The following is a 16153-nucleotide window of genomic DNA, read 5'->3' on the forward strand; positions in this document are numbered from 1 at the left end:
CCGCCCGGGACGTCACAGTCTCGTGAGGATTGTGCGTCCAGGATGGCGCGTCCGCAGGCGTGGACGCCGCGCGCACTCAGACGCGCGGCAGCGACTCGGCTTCGATGCCGCCCTCGATGGCGAGGATGCGGTGCAGCCGCGTCGCCACCAGCAGGCGCTGCATCTGGGCCGGCACACCGCGCAGCACGAGCCTTCGGCCCGCCCGCCCGGCCCGCCGGTGGGCGCCCATGATGACACCGAGTCCGGTGGCGTCCCAGGAGTCCAGCTCGGTCAGGTCGAGCACGAGATCGCCGACTCCGTCGTCGACGGCCGAGTGCAGGACCGTACGGGCGTCCGCCGCGCTGCGGACGTCGAGGCGGCCCCCGACGACCAGCTCGACGTGGTCGCCCCTGATGTGCATATGCGCTCCCCGAGAGTGGGTCAGTTCTCCGTGTCCTGATTCCTTGCACCAACTGACTGCCGTACGGGCAAGGAAGTTGCCGTCTGTAAGCGAACCGATACCGAATTCACCCTTGGGGGTGAACCCAAGGGGGTTTGGCGCGGTTCAGTGCTTGTAGAAGCCCTGCCCGCTCTTGCGGCCGATGTCACCCGCGTCAACCATCCGGCGCATCAGCTCCGGCGGCGCGAACTTCTCGTCCTGCGACTCCGTGTAGATGTTGCTGGTCGCGTGGAGCAGGATGTCGACACCGGTCAGGTCGGCGGTGGCGAGCGGGCCCATGGCGTGTCCGAAGCCCAGCTTGCAGGCGATGTCGATGTCCTCGGCCGATGCGACGCCCGACTCGTAGAGCTTGGCGGCCTCGACGACGAGCGCCGAGATGAGGCGGGTGGTGACGAAGCCCGCGACATCGCGGTTGACCACGATGCAGGTCTTCCCGACGGACTCGGCGAACTCGCGCGTGGTGGCGAGCGTTTCGTCGCTGGTCTTGTAGCCGCGTACGAGCTCGCAGAGCTGCATCATCGGGACGGGCGAGAAGAAGTGGGCGCCGACGACCCGCTCCGGACGCTCCGTCACGGCCGCGATCTTGGTGATCGGGATGGCGGAGGTGTTGGAGGCGAGGACCGCGTCCGGCCGGACGATCTTGTCGAGGGCGCGGAAGATCTCGTGCTTGACCTCGAGCTTCTCGAAGACGGCCTCGACGACGATGTCCGCGTCGGCGACCGCGTCGAGGTCGGTGGTCGTGGTGATGCGGCCGAGCGCGGCTTCGGCGTCCGCGGCCTCCAGCTTGCCCTTCGAGACGAACTTGTCGTACGAGGCCTTGATGCCGTCGCGGCCGCGGGTCAGTGCGGCGTCGGTGACATCGCGCAGGACGACGTCCCAGCCCGCCTGCGCCGAGACCTGCGCGATACCGGACCCCATGAGTCCGGCTCCGATGACGGCGAGCTTCCTGGCCACGACACACCCCTTGATTTCTTTGGCCTCAACGCCTGTCCACCACAGGCTCTCCGGCGGAGGTTAGCGTCCGTGAGGGGCCGAGAGGAGGCGAAGAGATGCGCGTCACGTCTCAAATGACGGACATCACACTGGTACGCCTCATTCGGCGGCTCGCACCGCGTAGTTGAGCGCCTTGTCGCTCAGCAGCTCCTCCATCTCGTCGATGAGGACAAGCGCTTCCCGGGACACCGCGGCAGCCTTGCGCCCGGCCACGATCTCGCGCCCGATCCACCCCATCAGCATCGAGTGCAGCCACGACAGCTGGCCGGCCACCAGCACCGGCAGCGGGTCGTCCGCTTCGGCCCCGGCCTCCTCGCGCAGCGTCTGCTCCAGGTCCTCCAGCTGCTCCTGCTGGATTGCCCAGAGCCGCGATCTGAGGCTCTGCGCCTCCTGTACGACGCGCATGAAGGCGCCGTAGCCGTCGAAGAGCCCGACGGACGGCGAGACGTTCTCGACGGCCTCGCGCAGTTCGCGCAGTACGGCGGCGGTCGCGGACTCCCCCTTGTGGCGGGCACGTACGTAGCGGGAGAGCCGGTCGACGACTCCCCTGCTCCGGTCGAGGAAGAGGTCCTCCTTGGCCGGGAAGTAGTTGTAGACGGTGTTGACGGAGACGTTCGCGACCTCCGCGATCTCGGCGATGGTGACCGCGTCGAAGCCGCGCTCCAGGAACAGGCCGGTGGCCATGTCCGAGATGAGCTGCCTGGTCTGCCGTTTCTTCCGCTCTCTGAGTCCCTCAGCCATGCCTCCATCCTAACTTCCTTGGCTTCGCTGAAAACTTAGAGTGATTGCAAAGTTCAAGCGACCCTGCTTTTCTTGGGTCATGGCAATCATCAGCACGTCCGGCCTCACCCGGACCTTCACCACCAAGGCGGGCCCCGTCGAGGCCGTCCGCGGCATCGACCTGACCGTGCAGCCCGGCGAGATCCTCGGCTTCCTCGGCCCCAACGGCGCCGGCAAGACCACCACCCTGCGAATGCTCACGACGCTGCTCCCGCCGACCGGCGGCGCCGCGACGGTCGCGGGCTGCGATCTGCTCCGCGACCCCGCGGGCGTACGGAGCAGGATCGGTTACGTCGCCCAGTCCGGCGGCGTGGACGTCAACGTCTCCGTACGCGAAGAGCTCGTCACCCAGGGCCGCCTCTACCGCCTCCCCAAGGCCGAGGCCGCCGCCCGCGCCGACGAACTGGCCCGCGACCTCGGCCTCACTGACCTCATGGACCGCAAGTGCGGCGCCCTCTCCGGCGGCCAGCGGCGGCGGCTCGACATCGCGATGGGCCTCACCCACCGCCCCGAGGTGCTCTTCCTCGACGAGCCGACGACCGGGCTCGACCCGGGCAGCCGGGCCGACCTGTGGAACCTGGTGCGCCGGATCCGCTCGGAGCAGGGCACCACCGTCTTCCTCACCACGCACTACCTCGACGAGGCCGACGAGCTCTCCGACCGCCTCGTCGTCGTCGACAAGGGCCTGATCGTCGCCGACGGCACACCGACCGCGCTCAAGCTCCAGTACGGCGGCTCGCTCGACGCGTCCCTCCAGGACACCTTCCTCGCCATCACAGGGCGCAGCGCCGCGCCCGCCGATGCCACCCCCGTAGCCGTCTAGGAGCCCTCTCTCATGTCCGCACTTCTCTCCGACACGGCACTGATCTTCGGCCGGTACGCCCGCCAGACCCTGGCATCGAAGTTCCAGATCCTCTTCGGCGTACTGATGCCACTCCTCTACCTGCTCTTCTTCGGACCCCTTCTGACCGATCTGCCGCTCGGCTCCGAGGGCGACTCCTGGCAGATCCTCGTTCCGGGGCTGCTGCTCCAACTGGGCCTGTTCGGCGCGTCGTTCTCCGGATTCGCGATCATCATCGAGAAGCAGTTCGGGGTGGTCGAGCGGATGCGCGTCACGCCGGTCAGCCGGCTCGCGCTGCTGCTGGGCCGGATTCTGCGCGATGCGGCGCTCTTCGTCTTCCAGGCGGTGCTGCTGGTACTGGCCGCGCTGGTCATGGGTCTGCGGGCGCCCCTCGGCGGCATCCTGATCGGCTTCGCGTTCGTGGCCGTACTGACGGCTGCGCTCGCCTCGCTGTCCTACGCGCTCGCACTGAACGTCTCCAAGGCGCAGGAATTCGGACCGGTCATCAACGCGCTGTCGATGCCGTCGATGCTGCTCTCCGGCCTGATGCTGCCGATGGCGCTCGCGCCGGGGTGGCTGGACGTCCTGTCGCACTTCATGCCGTTCCGCTATCTGGTGGACGCGGTACGGGCGGGGTACGTGGGCGACTACGCGAGTACGGCGATGCTGTACGGCGTAGTCGTGGCGATCGCCTTCGTGCTTGTCTCCGTGACGGTGGGCACACGCGTCTTCCGGAAAGCCGGGGCGTAACTAGGCTGGCCACATGGTCAATCTGACGCGCATCTATACCCGTACCGGCGACAAGGGCACCACCGCCCTGGGCGACATGAGCCGCACCGCCAAGACCGATCTGCGGATCTCGGCGTACGCCGACGCGAATGAGGCGAATGCCGTCATTGGGACGGCGATCGCGCTGGGGCAGCTCGACGAGGCGGTCGTGAAGGTCCTGGTCCGGGTCCAGAACGACCTGTTCGACGTGGGCGCGGACCTGTCGACGCCGGTCGTCGAGGACCCCAAGTACCCGCCGCTGCGGGTGGAGCAGTCGTACATCGACAAGCTGGAGGCGGACTGCGACCACTTCCTGGAGCAGGTTGAGAAGCTGCGCAGCTTCATCCTGCCGGGGGGCACGCCGGGCGCGGCGCTGCTGCACCAGGCGTGCACGGTGGTACGGCGGGCTGAGCGGTCGACGTGGGCGGCGTTCGAGGTCCACGGCGAGGTCATGAACCCGCTGACCGCGACGTACCTGAACCGGCTGTCCGACCTGCTCTTCATCCTGGCGCGGGTGGCGAACAAGGAGGTCGGGGACGTGCTGTGGGTGCCGGGCGGCGAGCGGTAGGGGTGCCTGCGGCGCGCAGTTCCCCGCTCCTCAACCGCTGGAGGGGCTCCATTGGAGCCTCTCCGCGGGGTGGGGAGAACCAGGGCGTGTCCGGCGGATCATGCCTGGACCGCGGGGCCTGGCACGCCCATCTGCGGCGTTGTCGTCACTCTTCCCCAAGCTCTCGGCTTCGCCTCCCTCCTCCGCCTTGCAGCTGCACGCACCAGACCCCGTTCACCAGAACCGGGAACGCGCCGCACCCTGAAGCCGGCCTGATCCGCCGGACACGCCCTAACGCGCCCCCACCGGAGCTCGCTTCGGGAAGACCGTGTACCTCGCCGCGATGATCACATTGATGCCGATCGCAATGAGCATCTTCTGCTGCCACATCCGCAGCGACCCGACATCACCGTCACCCCCCACGTACCAGACCGCCGCCTGCAGCAGCCCCAACGCGATCACCGCAGCGAGAATCCACTGCCCGGCGACCTTCCGCTCATGCACCGCCCGCGCCGTCCCGTACTTCGGCGCCCGCTCCGGCACAGGCCCGCCCGCGAAGCGGTGAGCGACCCTGGCGTCGACCCACTTGATGGTGCGATGGCCCAGCGCCACCGTGAAGCCGATGTAGACCGCCGCGAGCCCGTGCTTCCAGTCCGGCTCGGCGCCGTTCTTCAGGTCGACGGCCGTCACCACGAGCAGTACGACCTCCAGCAGCGGCTCCATGAGCAGTACCGCCGCCCCCGTGCGCGGCATCTTCGCCAGGTAGCGCAGGGCCAGTCCCCCGGCCAGCAGCACCCAGAAGCCGACTTCGCAGATGATGATCAGCGTGACGATCACAGATCTCTCCTCCCGTTACGCTTCAACCCTCCCGTCCCCAGGACCGTGATTCGTCGTCGCCAGTGACGAACCCGCACTGCATCCTTCGATGTAGCCGACGCTCACCCCGGGCGGGGACGACGTGCCCGTCCGTACCGTGTTGGATGGTCGAGTGATCCGGTTCCCACTCCCCCACCGCGACGGCATCCTCCTCGGGCTGACCGGCCTGCTCGGCGGCGTTCTGCTGTGGGGCCTCGGGCTGCACACCACCGACTTCCGCGAGCTCCTGCCGTCCTGGGTGACGCTCGTGCCCCTCACGGTGATGGCCTTCCTGGAGCTGCTGCGCAGGTCGTGCCCGCGTACGGCGCTGATCGTCGGCACGGTCGCGGTGATCGCGGACCAGTTCACCCACGGCAACCTGGCGACCGTCATCATGTTCACGGACGTGATGTACGCCGCCGTGGTGTACGGAACCCCGGCGTCCGCCCGCCGGATCCCGGTGACCACCGGTCTGATCACCGTCGCCATCACGATCGCCGCACTCGCCTGGCTCCGCCGCCCCGAGGCCCTGCTCATCGGCGTCGTCACCGGCCTGGTGTCCTTCGCTCCCGCGCTCACCGGCGCAACCCTGCGCAACCACCGTGAGGCGGCGGAAGCGGCACGCCTGCGGGCCGAACAGACCGCGCTGCTGGCCGAGATCGACCGTAACCAGGCCATAGCGGCCGAGCGCTCACGGATGGCGCGCGAGCTGCACGACATGGTCGCCAACCACCTCTCCGCGATCGCGATCCACTCCACGGCCGCCCTGTCGATCGGGGAGCCGAAGGCGTCGACCGACGCCCTCACGGTCATCCGCGAGAACAGCGTCCAGGGCCTGTCGGAGATGCGCAGGCTCATCGGCCTGCTCCGCGACAGCAGCGGCGACCAGGAGCCGGCCGTCGCCCCGGCGCTCGACGGCCTGGAGGCCCTGCTGGCAAAGGCACGCACGTTCGGCAGCGACAGCGGCCTCGTCTTCGTCCTCGACGACGGCCGCGAGTCCGGCGGCCGCCTGCCGGCGCCGGTCGAGATGGCGGCGTACAGGATCGTCCAGGAGTCGCTGACCAACGCACTCAAGCACGCCTCCCCCGGCACGGTCACCGTGGCGCTCACGCACACCGACCGGCTGCTCAAAGTGCTGGTGACCAGCCCGTACGGCGAGCGCCCCGGTCCGCGCGCACCCGGTTCGGGGGCGGGCCTGGTGGGGATGCAGGAGCGGGTGACGCTGCTCGACGGGGAAATGGAGGCGGGCCCCGTCACGGCCGGGGACGGCACAAAGATCTGGCAGGTACGGGCGGAACTGCCCGCAGAGGACGATACGGAGCTGTCCGCATGACGATTCGGGTACTGGTCGCAGAGGACCAGGCAGCCGTAAGGGCGGGCCTCGTGCTCATCCTGGGCAGCGCGCAGGACATCGAGGTCGTCGGGGAGGCGGGCGACGGCGAGGCGGCGGTCCGTATGGCGCGCGAGCTCCGCCCGGACCTGGTCCTGATGGATGTGCAGATGCCGCGCCTGGACGGGGTCTCTGCGACCCGGCAGGTGGTGGGCGAGCAGCTCGCCGACGTACTGATGCTGACCACGTTCGATCTCGACGAGTACGTCTTCGGGGCGCTGCGCGCGGGCGCATCGGGCTTCCTGCTGAAGAACACCGAAGCCAAGGATCTGATCGAGGCGGTACGTACGGTGGCGCGCGGCGAGGGTCTGATCGCGCCCGCCGTCACCCGCCGGCTGATCGCCGAGTTCGCCGCGCCCGCGCCCGTACGCTCCCCCAACGCGCCCGATCCCGCGGTCCTCGACGTCCTCACGCGGCGCGAGCGGGAGGTGCTCTCGTGTCTGGGCGAGGGCCTGTCGAATGCGGAGATCGCGCTGCGGCTGACGATGGCGGAGGCCACGGTGAAGACGCATGTGAGCCGGCTGCTGGGGAAGCTGGAGTTGCGCAGCCGGGTGCAAGCCGCCGTACTCGCACAGGAGTTTGGCATCTGAACTCCCGATGACCGCGAGACCCGTTCCTATGGTCCAGACCTCTTGACGATTGGTCCAGACCTTCCTACGCTCACCGCACCGCAGTGGTGAGCGTGTCATGACAACGAGTGCTCACCGAGCAGCGGCGCAGGTCCTATCCCCGTTCACCGCCGGACCTCTCTCTCGGGAGCACCCTTGAGTACAACTACCCCCCTCCGCACGCGCTTCAGAACCAGAGCGGCAGCCGGACTGACCGCACTCGTCGTGCCCCTCGCCGCGATGGTCGGCCTGGCCTCCCCCGCCGAGGCCGCCGAATCGGCCACCGCCTCGTACACCAAGGTCTCGGACTGGGGCACCGGCTTCGAGGGCAAGTGGACGGTGAAGAACACCGGAACCACCACCCTCAGCACCTGGACCGTCGAGTGGGACTTCCCCACCGGTACGTCCGTCACCTCCGCCTGGGACGCCGACGTCACCAACTCCGGCAACCACTGGACCGCCAAGAACAAGAGCTGGGGCGGCAACCTGGCCCCCGGCGCCAGCGTCAGTTTCGGCTTCAACGGCACCGGGGCCGGCTCCCCCGCGGGCTGCAAGCTCAATGGCGGCTCCTGCGACGGCGGCTCGGTGCCCGGCGACAACCCGCCGTCCGCACCCGGCACCCCCTCCGCGAGCACCATCACCAATACGTCGGTGAGCCTGTCCTGGACCGCGGCCACCGACGACAAGGGCGTCAAGAACTACGACGTACTGCGCGACGGCGCCAAGGTCGCGACGGTCACCGGCACGTCGTACAACGACAGCGGCCTGACCGCGGGCACCGACTACTCGTACACGGTCCAGGCCCGCGACACCGCCGACCAGACGGGCCCGGTCAGCGGCGCCCGCGCGGTCAAGACCACCGGCGGCGGCACCGACCCGACCCCCGGCCCGGGTGACCAGGTCAAGCTGGGCTACTTCACCGAGTGGGGCATCTACGGACGCAACTACCACGTGAAGAACCTGGACACCTCCGGCTCCGCCGGGAAGATCACGCACATCAACTACTCGTTCGGCAACGTCCAGGGTGGCAAGTGCACCATGGGCGACAGCTTCGCGGCGATCGACAAGGCGTACACCGCCGACCAGAGCGTCGACGGCAAGGCCGACACCTGGGACCAGCCGCTGCGCGGCAACTTCAACCAGCTGCGCAAACTCAAGGCGAAGTACCCGAACCTCAAGGTGCTGTGGTCGTTCGGCGGCTGGACCTGGTCCGGCGGCTTCACCGAGGCCGTCAAGAACCCGGCCGCGTTCGCCGACTCCTGCTACAAGCTGGTGGAGGACCCGCGCTGGGCCGACGTCTTCGACGGCATCGACCTCGACTGGGAGTACCCGAACGCCTGCGGTCTGTCCTGCGACACCAGCGGCCCGGCCGCGTTCAAGAACATGATGCAGGCCATGCGTGGCAAGTTCGGTACGAACAACCTGGTCACCGCGGCCATCACCGCCGACGCCTCGGCCGGCGGCAAGATCGACGCCACCGACTACGCCGGAGCGGCCGCGTACTCCGACTGGTACAACGTGATGACGTACGACTTCTTCGGCGCCTGGGCGGCCAAGGGCCCGACGGCCCCGCACTCCCCGCTGACCTCGTACACCGGCATCCCGCAGGCCGGATTCAACTCCGCCGAAGCGATCGCCAAGCTCAAGGCGAAGGGCGTACCGGCCAAGAAACTGCTGCTCGGCATCGGCTTCTACGGGCGCGGCTGGACCGGCGTGACGCAGAAGGAGCCGGGCGGCACGGCGACCGGCGCCGCCACCGGTACGTACGAGTCCGGCATCGAGGACTACAAGGTCCTCAAGGGCAAGTGCCCGGCCAACGGCACCGTCGCCGGCACGGCCTACGCCCACTGCGGCACCGACTGGTGGAGCTACGACACCCCCGCCACCATCGGCTCCAAGATGAGCTGGGCGAAGACGCAGGGCCTGGGAGGCGCGTTCTTCTGGGAATTCAGCGGTGACACCGCCAACGGTGAGCTGGTGACCGCGATCAACAACGGTCTGAAGTGAAAACGGTCTGAAGTAAAAAAGGCCTGAAAAAGCCGGGGGGACAGGTTGCGACCTGTCCCCCCGGCTCTTTCTGTGCTCTATGCGACGTTGACTCTCTGGCCCGGAGGCGCCGCCTCCAGCCAGGCGAGGAAACCGGTCAGCGCGTCCTCGCTCATCGCCAGCTCCAGCCGGATCCCCCGGTGCACACAGCCGAGGATGATCGCGTCGGAGAGAAGCGCCAGCTCCTCCTCGCCCTCGGGATGGCGGCGCGACAGCACCTCGATCGCCGAGCGCTCCAGCACGCGGCGCGGGCGCGGGGCGTACGAGAAGACGCGGAACCACTCGATGCGGTCCCCGCTGTAGCGGGCCACGCCGTACACCCAGCCCTTGCCCGACGTGTCGGACTCCTCGGGGGTGTTCCAGCGCAGACTGCAGTCGAAGGTGCCGCCGGAGCGCTGGATCAGCCGCCGGCGCAGTCCGAAGACAAAGAGTCCCACCAGTACCAGCGCGACTACCGAGCCGCTCACGAGCAGAGCGAGGAACATCTCCACCGACCTCCTCGCGTCATCCAGTACCAGTAAAGAGAACAGAAATTCAGCTGTATCGCCTCAGCCGCGGCCCGTCCTGGAGTACCAGTACGGGCCGCGGCTGAGTCAAATCTCTCGGCGCGGGACTCAGTGTCCCGCAACCGCGCGCAGTCGGACGGCGGCGCGACGCTCGGCAGCGGCATCCGCCTCCGCCTTCGCCCGCTCCAGCGCCCGCTCGGCACGCGCCGGGTCGATCTCTTCCGCCAGCTCGGCGATCTCTGCGAGCAGAGACAGCTTGTTGTCGGCGAACGAGATGAACCCGCCGTGCACAGCGGCGACGACAGTGCCGCCGTCGCTCGTACGGATCGTCACCGGGCCCGACTCCAGCACACCCAGCAGCGGCTGGTGACCGGGCATGACGCCGATGTCGCCGGACGTGGTGCGCGCGACGACCAGGGAGGCCTCGCCGGACCAGACATTACGGTCCGCCGCGACCAGCTCGACGTGCAGCTCAGCAGCCAAGGTGGCTCCTCGGGTCACCACCCGGCGGTTGAGCCGGGTGTTGGGTCAATTCTAGGGGGCGTACGGAGAGGGGCGGGACGTACCCGCCCCTCTCCCACGAGTCATCTGAGTCACGTGAGCGACTCACACGATTCAGGAGACGCCGAGCTCCTTGGCCTTCGCCTTGAGGTCGTCAATGCCACCGCACATGAAGAACGCCTGCTCAGGGAAGTGGTCGTACTCGCCGTCGCAGATCGAGTTGAACGCGGCGATCGACTCGTCGAGCGGCACGTCCGAACCGTCCAGGCCGGTGAACTGCTTGGCGGCGTGGGTGTTCTGCGACAGGAAGCGCTCGACGCGACGGGCGCGGTGGACAACAAGCTTGTCCTCTTCGCCCAGCTCGTCGATACCGAGGATCGCGATGATGTCCTGGAGGTCCTTGTACTTCTGCAGGATTCCCTTGACGCGGCTGGCCGCGTCGTAGTGGTCCTGCGTGATGTAGCGGGGGTCCAGGATGCGGGACGTCGAGTCCAGCGGGTCGACCGCCGGGTAGATGCCCTTCTCCGAGATCGGGCGCGACAGAACGGTCGTCGCGTCCAGGTGGGCGAAGGTGGTCGCCGGCGCCGGGTCGGTCAGGTCGTCCGCGGGGACGTAGATCGCCTGCATCGAGGTGATCGAGTGACCACGCGTCGAGGTGATGCGCTCCTGGAGCACACCCATCTCGTCGGCCAGGGTCGGCTGGTAACCCACTGCGGACGGCATACGGCCGAGCAGCGTGGAGACCTCGGAACCGGCCTGCGTGAAGCGGAAGATGTTGTCGATGAAGAGCAGCACGTCCTGCTTCTGAACATCGCGGAAGTACTCCGCCATGGTCAGGGCGGACAGGGCGACGCGAAGACGCGTGCCCGGCGGCTCGTCCATCTGGCCGAAGACCAGCGCGGTCTTGTCCAGAACACCCGATTCGGTCATCTCGTCGATGAGGTCGTTGCCCTCACGGGTGCGCTCGCCGACACCGGCGAACACCGACACACCCTCGTGCAGCTTCGCCACACGCATGATCATTTCCTGGATGAGGACCGTCTTGCCGACGCCCGCACCACCGAACAGACCGATCTTTCCACCCTTGACGTACGGGGTGAGAAGGTCGACGACCTTCAGGCCGGTCTCGAACATCTCGGTCTTGGACTCGAGCTGGTCGAAGGCCGGGGCCTTGCGGTGGATCGGCCAGCGCTCAGTGATCTGAGCCTCGGCCTCCGGCTCGTTCAGGATCTGACCAAGGGTGTTGAACACCTTGCCCTTGGTGATGTCACCGACGGGGACGGTGATGCCCTCGCCCGTGTTGGTCACCGCGGCCTGGCGGACCAGACCGTCGGTGGGCTGCATCGAAATCGCGCGGACGAGGCCCTCACCCAGGTGCTGGGCGACCTCGAGGGTCAGCAGCTTGCGCGCGCCCTCCTCGGCCGGGTCGTCAACCGAGACGTGCAGTGCGTTGTAGATCTCCGGCATCGCGTCGACGGGGAACTCCACGTCGACGACCGGGCCGATGACCCGGGCGACGCGGCCCGTGGCGGCGGCCGTCTCAACAGTGGTCGTCATTACTTGTCACTCCCCGCGGTCGCGTCGGCCAGAGCGCTGGCGCCACCGACGATCTCGCTGATTTCCTGGGTGATTTCGGCCTGTCGGGCCGCGTTGGCAAGCCGGGAGAGGCTCTTGATGAGGTCCCCGGCGTTGTCGGTCGCCGACTTCATCGCGCGGCGGCGGGCGGCGTGCTCGGAAGCGGCAGCCTGCAGCAGTGCGTTGTAGATACGGCTTTCGACGTAGCGCGGCAGCAGGGCGTCGAGGACGTCCTCCGCCGACGGCTCGAAGTCGAACAGCGGAAGGATCTCGCCCTTCGCGCCACCCTCCTCCGCTACCTGGTCGAGCGAGAGCGGCAGCATCCGGTTGCTCACCGGGTTCTGCGTCATCATCGACACGAACTCCGTGAAGACGATGTGCAGCTCGTCGACACCGCCCTCGGCCGTCTCCGTCTGGATGGCCTCGATCAGCGGTGCGGCGACGTTCTTGGCGTCCCCGTAGCTCGGGCTGTCGGTGAAGCCGGTCCACGACTCCGCGATCTTGCGCTCGCGGAAGCCGTAGTAGGCGACACCCTTGCGGCCGACGATGTACGTGTCGACCTCCTTGCCCTCACTGCTGAGCCGCTCACGGAGCCGCTCCGCCGCCTTGATGGCGTTGGAGGAGTAGCCGCCGGCCAGACCGCGGTCGCTCGTGATGAGCAGTACCGCGGCGCGGGTCGGCGCCTCGGCCTCGGTGGTCAGGGCGTGCTTGGTGGTGGAGCCGGTCGCTACCGCGGTCACCGCACGGGTGAGCTCGTTCGCGTACGGCATCGATGCCGCCACCTTGCGCTGCGCCTTGACGATGCGCGAGGCGGCGATCATCTCCATCGCCTTGGTGATCTTCTTGGTCGCGGTGACGGCTTGGATGCGACGCTTGTAGACCCGGAGCTGCGCTCCCATGAGTCAGGTCCCTTCCGTCGTCACTTGGAGACGTTGACGGCCGGGGCGTCCTCGCCCAGAAGCTTGCCGTCGGAGGTCTCGAACTGCCGCTTGAAGGCCGCGATGGCGTCGGCGATGGACTGCAGCGTGTCGTCCGACATCTTGCCGCCCTCGGCGATCGAGGTGAGGAGGTCCTTGCGCTCGCGGCGCAGGTACTCCAGCAGCTCGGCCTCGAAGCGACGGATGTCCTCGACCGGTACGTCGTCCATCTTGCCGGTGGTGCCGGCCCAGACGGAGACAACCTGCTCCTCGACCGGGAACGGCGCGTACTGCGGCTGCTTCAGCAGCTCGACCATGCGCTTACCGCGCTCCAGCGACGACTTGGAGGCCGCGTCCAGGTCGGAACCGAAGGCGGCGAACGCCTCCAGCTCGCGGTACTGGGCGAGGTCCACGCGAAGACGGCCGGAGACCTGCTTCATGGCCTTGTGCTGGGCGGAGCCACCGACACGGGAGACCGAGATACCGACGTTCAGCGCCGGGCGCTGGCCCGCGTTGAACAGGTCGGACTCCAGGAAGCACTGGCCGTCGGTGATCGAGATGACGTTGGTCGGGATGAACGCCGACACGTCGTTCGCCCTGGTCTCGACGATCGGCAGACCGGTCATCGAACCGGCGCCCATGTCGTCGGAGAGCTTCGCGCAGCGCTCCAGCAGACGCGAGTGCAGGTAGAAGACGTCGCCCGGGTAGGCCTCGCGGCCCGGCGGACGGCGCAGCAGCAGCGACACGGAGCGGTAGGCGTCGGCCTGCTTCGACAGGTCGTCGAAGATGATCAGGACGTGCTTGCCGGCGTACATCCAGTGCTGGCCGATGGCCGAACCGGTGTACGGCGCAAGGTACTTGAAGCCGGCCGGGTCGGACGCGGGAGCGGCGACGATCGTCGTGTACTCGAGCGCGCCCGCCTCCTCCAGAGCACCGCGCACAGACGCGATGGTGGAGCCCTTCTGGCCGATGGCGACGTAGATGCAGCGAACCTGCTTGTTCACGTCGCCGGAGCGCCAGTTGTCGCGCTGGTTGATGATCGTGTCGACGGCCAGAGCGGTCTTGCCGGTCTGACGGTCACCAATGATCAGCTGACGCTGGCCACGGCCGATCGGCACCATTGCGTCGACGGCCTTGTAGCCGGTCTGCATCGGCTCGTGGACCGACTTGCGGACCATGACGCCAGGGGCCTGCAGCTCGAGGGCGCGGCGGCTGTCGGTCGCGATCTCGCCGAGACCGTCGATCGGGTTGCCGAGCGGGTCGACAACGCGGCCGAGGTAACCCTCGCCGACGCCGACGGAGAGCACCTCACCGGTGCGCTGCACCGGCTGGCCCTCCTCGATACCGCTGAACTCGCCGAGGACGATCGCACCGATCTCCCGCTCCTCAAGGTTGAGGGCGAGACCGAGGGTGCCGTCCTCGAACTTCAGCAGCTCGTTCGCCATGGCCGAGGGAAGACCCTCGACCTTTGCGATGCCGTCGCCGGCAGCGCTGACCGTGCCGACCTCCTCGCGCGAGGCCGCGTCCGGCTGGTACGACTGGACAAAGTTCTCCAGTGCGTCCCGGATCTCCTCCGGCCGGATCGTGAGCTCCGCCATCTGGGTTCCCTGCTCTCCTTGTTGGGCCCGAAGTTCTTGGGGGTCTGGGGGCCGACCCCCAGGAATCTTCTGCAAATCTCTGCACGGCCCAACCGGGCCGCCGGTGATGCTTGTTCAGTTGGTGGCTGATCAGCCGGCCATGCGGCGGGTCGCCTCTTCGAGGCGCTCCGCGATGGTCCCGTTGATGACCTCGTCGCCGACGCGCACCTGGATCCCGCCGAGGACCTCGGGGTCCACGTCGAGGTTGAGGTGCATCTGGCGTCCGTACAGCTTCGCCAGTGCTCCGCCGAGACGCTGCTTCTGCTGGTCGGTCAGCGGCACCGCCGACGTGACCACCGCGACCATGCGGTCCCGGCGCTCCGCGGCGACCTTGGAGATGGACTCGAGGCCCGCCTCCAGGCTACGTCCACGAGGCTGAGTCACGAGACGCACGATGATGCGCTCCGTCACAGCGTGGGCTTTGCCGCCGAGCAGGCTGCGGAGCAGCTCACCCTTGGCGGCGGCCGTGGCCACCCGGTCGGTCAGCGCCGCCCGCAGCTCAGTGCTGGAAGAGACGATCCGGCCGAACCGGAACACCTCGTCCTCCACGTTGTCGAGCGCGCCTGCCTGCTGCGCCGCGGTGAGGTCGGCGGTGTCCGCCAGTACCTCGATCGCGTCGACCAGGTCACGCGAGCGCGACCAGCGGGCGCGGACCATGCCGGAGACCAGGTCGGCGGTCTCGCCGCCCACCTGACCGCTCAGTACTCGCGCGGCCAGTCCGGCCTTGGCCTCACCGGCCTGCGACGGGTCGGTCAGGACCCGGCGCAGCGACACCTCGCGGTCGAGCAGCGCGGTGACGGCGGCCAGCTCGCCCGCGAGCTTCGCCGCGTCGACCGACGTGTTGTCGGTCAGCGCGTCGAGACGCTCGCGTGCGGCGGCCAGTGCCTCGCGGCTCGCTCCGTTCATCGCGCAGCCTCGGCCTTCTCCTCGAGCTCGCCGAGGAAACGGTCGATGGTGCGGCTCTGCCGGGCGTGGTCCTCGAGGGACTCGCCGACGAGCTTGCCGGCCAGTTCGGTGGCGAGCTTGCCCACGTCCTGACGCAGCGAGTGTGCGGCCTGCTTACGGTCCGCCTCGAGCTGGGCGTGGCCTGCGGCGATGATTTCCTCGCGCTGGCGCTGACCCTCTGCGCGAAGTTCTTCCTTCAGCACAGTGCCCTGTTCCAGCGCCTCCTGGCGCAGGCGGGCGGCCTCGTGGCGGGCCTCAGCGAGCTGGGCCTTGTACTGCTCCAGCACGCTCTGGGCCTCGGTCTGAGCCGCGTCGGCCTTCTCGATACCGCCCTCGATGACCTCGCGGCGCTGCTCCAGAACCTTGTTGATGTTCGGGAGGAGCTTCTTGGCGAGGAAGCCGAAGACGATAACGAAGGCGATCAGACCGATGACCAGCTCGTCGAGATGCGGGACGAGAGGATTCTGAGGCTCCTCCGCCTGCGCAAGGAACAGAGCGTTCACATCAGTGCCTTCCGTGAAAGGGGTTGGGCTGTCGGTCCGGCTTACTGGTAGACGAAGCCCATGACGATGCCGATGAGGGCGAGCGCCTCACAGAAGGCGAAACCCATGATCTGGTTGGTGCGGATCAGGCCGGCAGCTTCGGGCTGACGGGCGAGAGCCTGGGTGCCGTTACCGAAGATGATGCCGACGCCGACGCCGGGGCCGATCGCCGCGAGGCCGTAGCCGATCGAGGCGACGTTGCCGACGACGGTGGTCTTGGCGTCGGCGAGGTTGATCATTTCCAGAGCAGCGGACATGCCGTT

At 68.2% G+C, this 16153-nt stretch carries 18 protein-coding genes; 6 read left to right on the forward strand and 12 right to left on the reverse strand.

The window, feature by feature from the left end:
• Positions 1 to 76: 76 nt before the first annotated feature.
• The 3 genes from J7I98_RS29635 to J7I98_RS29645 all read right to left on the reverse strand — a co-directional run bounded on the left by J7I98_RS29635 (position 77) and on the right by J7I98_RS29645 (position 2173).
• Positions 77 to 400 (reverse strand): STAS domain-containing protein, encoded by a 324-nt coding sequence (locus tag J7I98_RS29635; RefSeq protein ID WP_214928111.1) that lies wholly within the window; start codon positions 398 to 400, stop codon positions 77 to 79.
• A 144-nt stretch (positions 401 to 544) separates the two neighbouring features.
• Positions 545 to 1393, reverse strand: coding sequence for a 3-hydroxyacyl-CoA dehydrogenase family protein (locus J7I98_RS29640; protein ID WP_214928112.1), 849 nt, complete (start codon positions 1391 to 1393; stop codon positions 545 to 547).
• A 138-nt stretch (positions 1394 to 1531) separates the two neighbouring features.
• A complete protein-coding gene (locus tag J7I98_RS29645; protein ID WP_214928113.1) occupies positions 1532 to 2173 on the reverse strand; it encodes a TetR/AcrR family transcriptional regulator in 642 nt (213 codons plus the stop codon).
• Between the two features lie 79 nt (positions 2174 to 2252).
• On the opposite strand from J7I98_RS29645, the gene J7I98_RS29650 reads away from it, so the two are divergent.
• The 3 genes from J7I98_RS29650 to J7I98_RS29660 are packed head-to-tail and all read left to right on the forward strand — an operon-like array spanning position 2253 to position 4389.
• The gene (locus J7I98_RS29650) at positions 2253 to 3035 is read left to right on the forward strand and encodes an ABC transporter ATP-binding protein (RefSeq protein WP_214928114.1); all 783 of its coding nucleotides are present in this window, start codon (positions 2253 to 2255) and stop codon (positions 3033 to 3035) included.
• A 12-nt stretch (positions 3036 to 3047) separates the two neighbouring features.
• Complete coding sequence (locus tag J7I98_RS29655; RefSeq protein ID WP_214928115.1) at positions 3048 to 3803, forward strand: ABC transporter permease; 756 nt, start codon at positions 3048 to 3050, stop codon at positions 3801 to 3803.
• A 13-nt stretch (positions 3804 to 3816) separates the two neighbouring features.
• On the forward strand, positions 3817 to 4389 hold the full coding sequence (locus J7I98_RS29660) for a cob(I)yrinic acid a,c-diamide adenosyltransferase (protein WP_214928116.1): 573 nt from the start codon (positions 3817 to 3819) through the stop codon (positions 4387 to 4389).
• A 270-nt stretch (positions 4390 to 4659) separates the two neighbouring features.
• On the opposite strand, the gene J7I98_RS29665 is transcribed toward J7I98_RS29660, so the two are convergent.
• A complete protein-coding gene (locus tag J7I98_RS29665) occupies positions 4660 to 5205 on the reverse strand; it encodes a hypothetical protein (RefSeq protein WP_214928117.1) in 546 nt (181 codons plus the stop codon).
• A gap of 151 nt (positions 5206 to 5356) precedes the next feature.
• Between J7I98_RS29665 and J7I98_RS29670 the strand changes: the two genes are divergently transcribed.
• The 3 genes from J7I98_RS29670 (at position 5357) to J7I98_RS29680 (ending at position 9228) form a co-directional block, all read left to right on the forward strand.
• A complete protein-coding gene (locus J7I98_RS29670; RefSeq protein ID WP_308377992.1) occupies positions 5357 to 6556 on the forward strand; it encodes a histidine kinase in 1200 nt (399 codons plus the stop codon).
• Positions 6553 to 7203, forward strand: a complete 651-nt coding sequence (locus tag J7I98_RS29675) for a response regulator transcription factor (protein WP_214928118.1) — start codon at positions 6553 to 6555, stop codon at positions 7201 to 7203. Before J7I98_RS29670 ends, J7I98_RS29675 begins: the two co-directional genes overlap by 4 nt.
• A 174-nt stretch (positions 7204 to 7377) precedes the next feature.
• Positions 7378 to 9228 carry a glycoside hydrolase family 18 chitinase gene (locus J7I98_RS29680; RefSeq protein ID WP_214928119.1) on the forward strand — a complete coding sequence of 617 codons (1851 nt, stop codon included), beginning with the start codon at positions 7378 to 7380 and terminating at the stop codon, positions 9226 to 9228.
• A 77-nt stretch (positions 9229 to 9305) separates the two neighbouring features.
• On the opposite strand, the gene J7I98_RS29685 is transcribed toward J7I98_RS29680, so the two are convergent.
• From J7I98_RS29685 to atpE, 8 genes are all read right to left on the reverse strand, one after another.
• Positions 9306 to 9752 (reverse strand): DUF2550 domain-containing protein, encoded by a 447-nt coding sequence (locus J7I98_RS29685; protein WP_214928181.1) that lies wholly within the window; start codon positions 9750 to 9752, stop codon positions 9306 to 9308.
• Positions 9753 to 9881: 129 nt separating this feature from the next.
• Entirely contained in the window at positions 9882 to 10256 is a 375-nt protein-coding gene (locus J7I98_RS29690; protein WP_214928120.1) for a F0F1 ATP synthase subunit epsilon, read from the reverse strand.
• A 132-nt stretch (positions 10257 to 10388) separates the two neighbouring features.
• A complete protein-coding gene (atpD, locus tag J7I98_RS29695) occupies positions 10389 to 11831 on the reverse strand; it encodes a F0F1 ATP synthase subunit beta (protein ID WP_214928121.1) in 1443 nt (480 codons plus the stop codon).
• Positions 11831 to 12748, reverse strand: a complete 918-nt coding sequence (locus J7I98_RS29700; RefSeq protein WP_214928122.1) for a F0F1 ATP synthase subunit gamma — start codon at positions 12746 to 12748, stop codon at positions 11831 to 11833. The genes atpD and J7I98_RS29700 overlap by 1 nt, the downstream gene beginning before the upstream one ends.
• A 20-nt stretch (positions 12749 to 12768) precedes the next feature.
• On the reverse strand, positions 12769 to 14364 hold the full coding sequence (gene atpA / locus J7I98_RS29705; protein WP_214928123.1) for a F0F1 ATP synthase subunit alpha: 1596 nt from the start codon (positions 14362 to 14364) through the stop codon (positions 12769 to 12771).
• A gap of 129 nt (positions 14365 to 14493) precedes the next feature.
• Positions 14494 to 15309, reverse strand: coding sequence for a F0F1 ATP synthase subunit delta (locus J7I98_RS29710; RefSeq protein ID WP_214928124.1), 816 nt, complete (start codon positions 15307 to 15309; stop codon positions 14494 to 14496).
• A complete protein-coding gene (locus J7I98_RS29715) occupies positions 15306 to 15851 on the reverse strand; it encodes a F0F1 ATP synthase subunit B (protein ID WP_214928125.1) in 546 nt (181 codons plus the stop codon). The genes J7I98_RS29710 and J7I98_RS29715 overlap by 4 nt, the downstream gene beginning before the upstream one ends.
• Positions 15852 to 15892: 41 nt before the next feature.
• Entirely contained in the window at positions 15893 to 16147 is a 255-nt protein-coding gene (gene atpE / locus J7I98_RS29720) for an ATP synthase F0 subunit C (protein WP_214928126.1), read from the reverse strand.
• Positions 16148 to 16153 lie beyond the last annotated feature (6 nt).

This window comes from Streptomyces sp. ISL-98 (assembly GCF_018614055.1).
Classification (GTDB): Bacteria; Actinomycetota; Actinomycetes; order Streptomycetales; family Streptomycetaceae; genus Streptomyces; species Streptomyces spiramyceticus.

Excerpts from the sequence above, each read along its gene's own strand:
- J7I98_RS29685 (WP_214928181.1), bottom strand. The coding sequence starts at position 9,752 with ATGTTCCTCGCTCTGCTCGTGAGCGGCTCGGTAGTCGCGCTGGTACTG.
- J7I98_RS29710 (WP_214928124.1), bottom strand. The coding sequence starts at position 15,309 with ATGAACGGAGCGAGCCGCGAGGCACTGGCCGCCGCACGCGAGCGTCTC.
- J7I98_RS29650 (WP_214928114.1), top strand. The coding sequence starts at position 2,253 with ATGGCAATCATCAGCACGTCCGGCCTCACCCGGACCTTCACCACCAAG.
- atpA (WP_214928123.1), bottom strand. The coding sequence starts at position 14,364 with ATGGCGGAGCTCACGATCCGGCCGGAGGAGATCCGGGACGCACTGGAG.
- J7I98_RS29635 (WP_214928111.1), bottom strand. The coding sequence starts at position 400 with ATGCACATCAGGGGCGACCACGTCGAGCTGGTCGTCGGGGGCCGCCTC.
- J7I98_RS29660 (WP_214928116.1), top strand. The coding sequence starts at position 3,817 with ATGGTCAATCTGACGCGCATCTATACCCGTACCGGCGACAAGGGCACC.
- atpD (WP_214928121.1), bottom strand. The coding sequence starts at position 11,831 with ATGACGACCACTGTTGAGACGGCCGCCGCCACGGGCCGCGTCGCCCGG.
- J7I98_RS29675 (WP_214928118.1), top strand. The coding sequence starts at position 6,553 with ATGACGATTCGGGTACTGGTCGCAGAGGACCAGGCAGCCGTAAGGGCG.
- J7I98_RS29700 (WP_214928122.1), bottom strand. The coding sequence starts at position 12,748 with ATGGGAGCGCAGCTCCGGGTCTACAAGCGTCGCATCCAAGCCGTCACC.
- J7I98_RS29655 (WP_214928115.1), top strand. The coding sequence starts at position 3,048 with ATGTCCGCACTTCTCTCCGACACGGCACTGATCTTCGGCCGGTACGCC.
- atpE (WP_214928126.1), bottom strand. The coding sequence starts at position 16,147 with ATGTCCGCTGCTCTGGAAATGATCAACCTCGCCGACGCCAAGACCACC.
- J7I98_RS29645 (WP_214928113.1), bottom strand. The coding sequence starts at position 2,173 with ATGGCTGAGGGACTCAGAGAGCGGAAGAAACGGCAGACCAGGCAGCTC.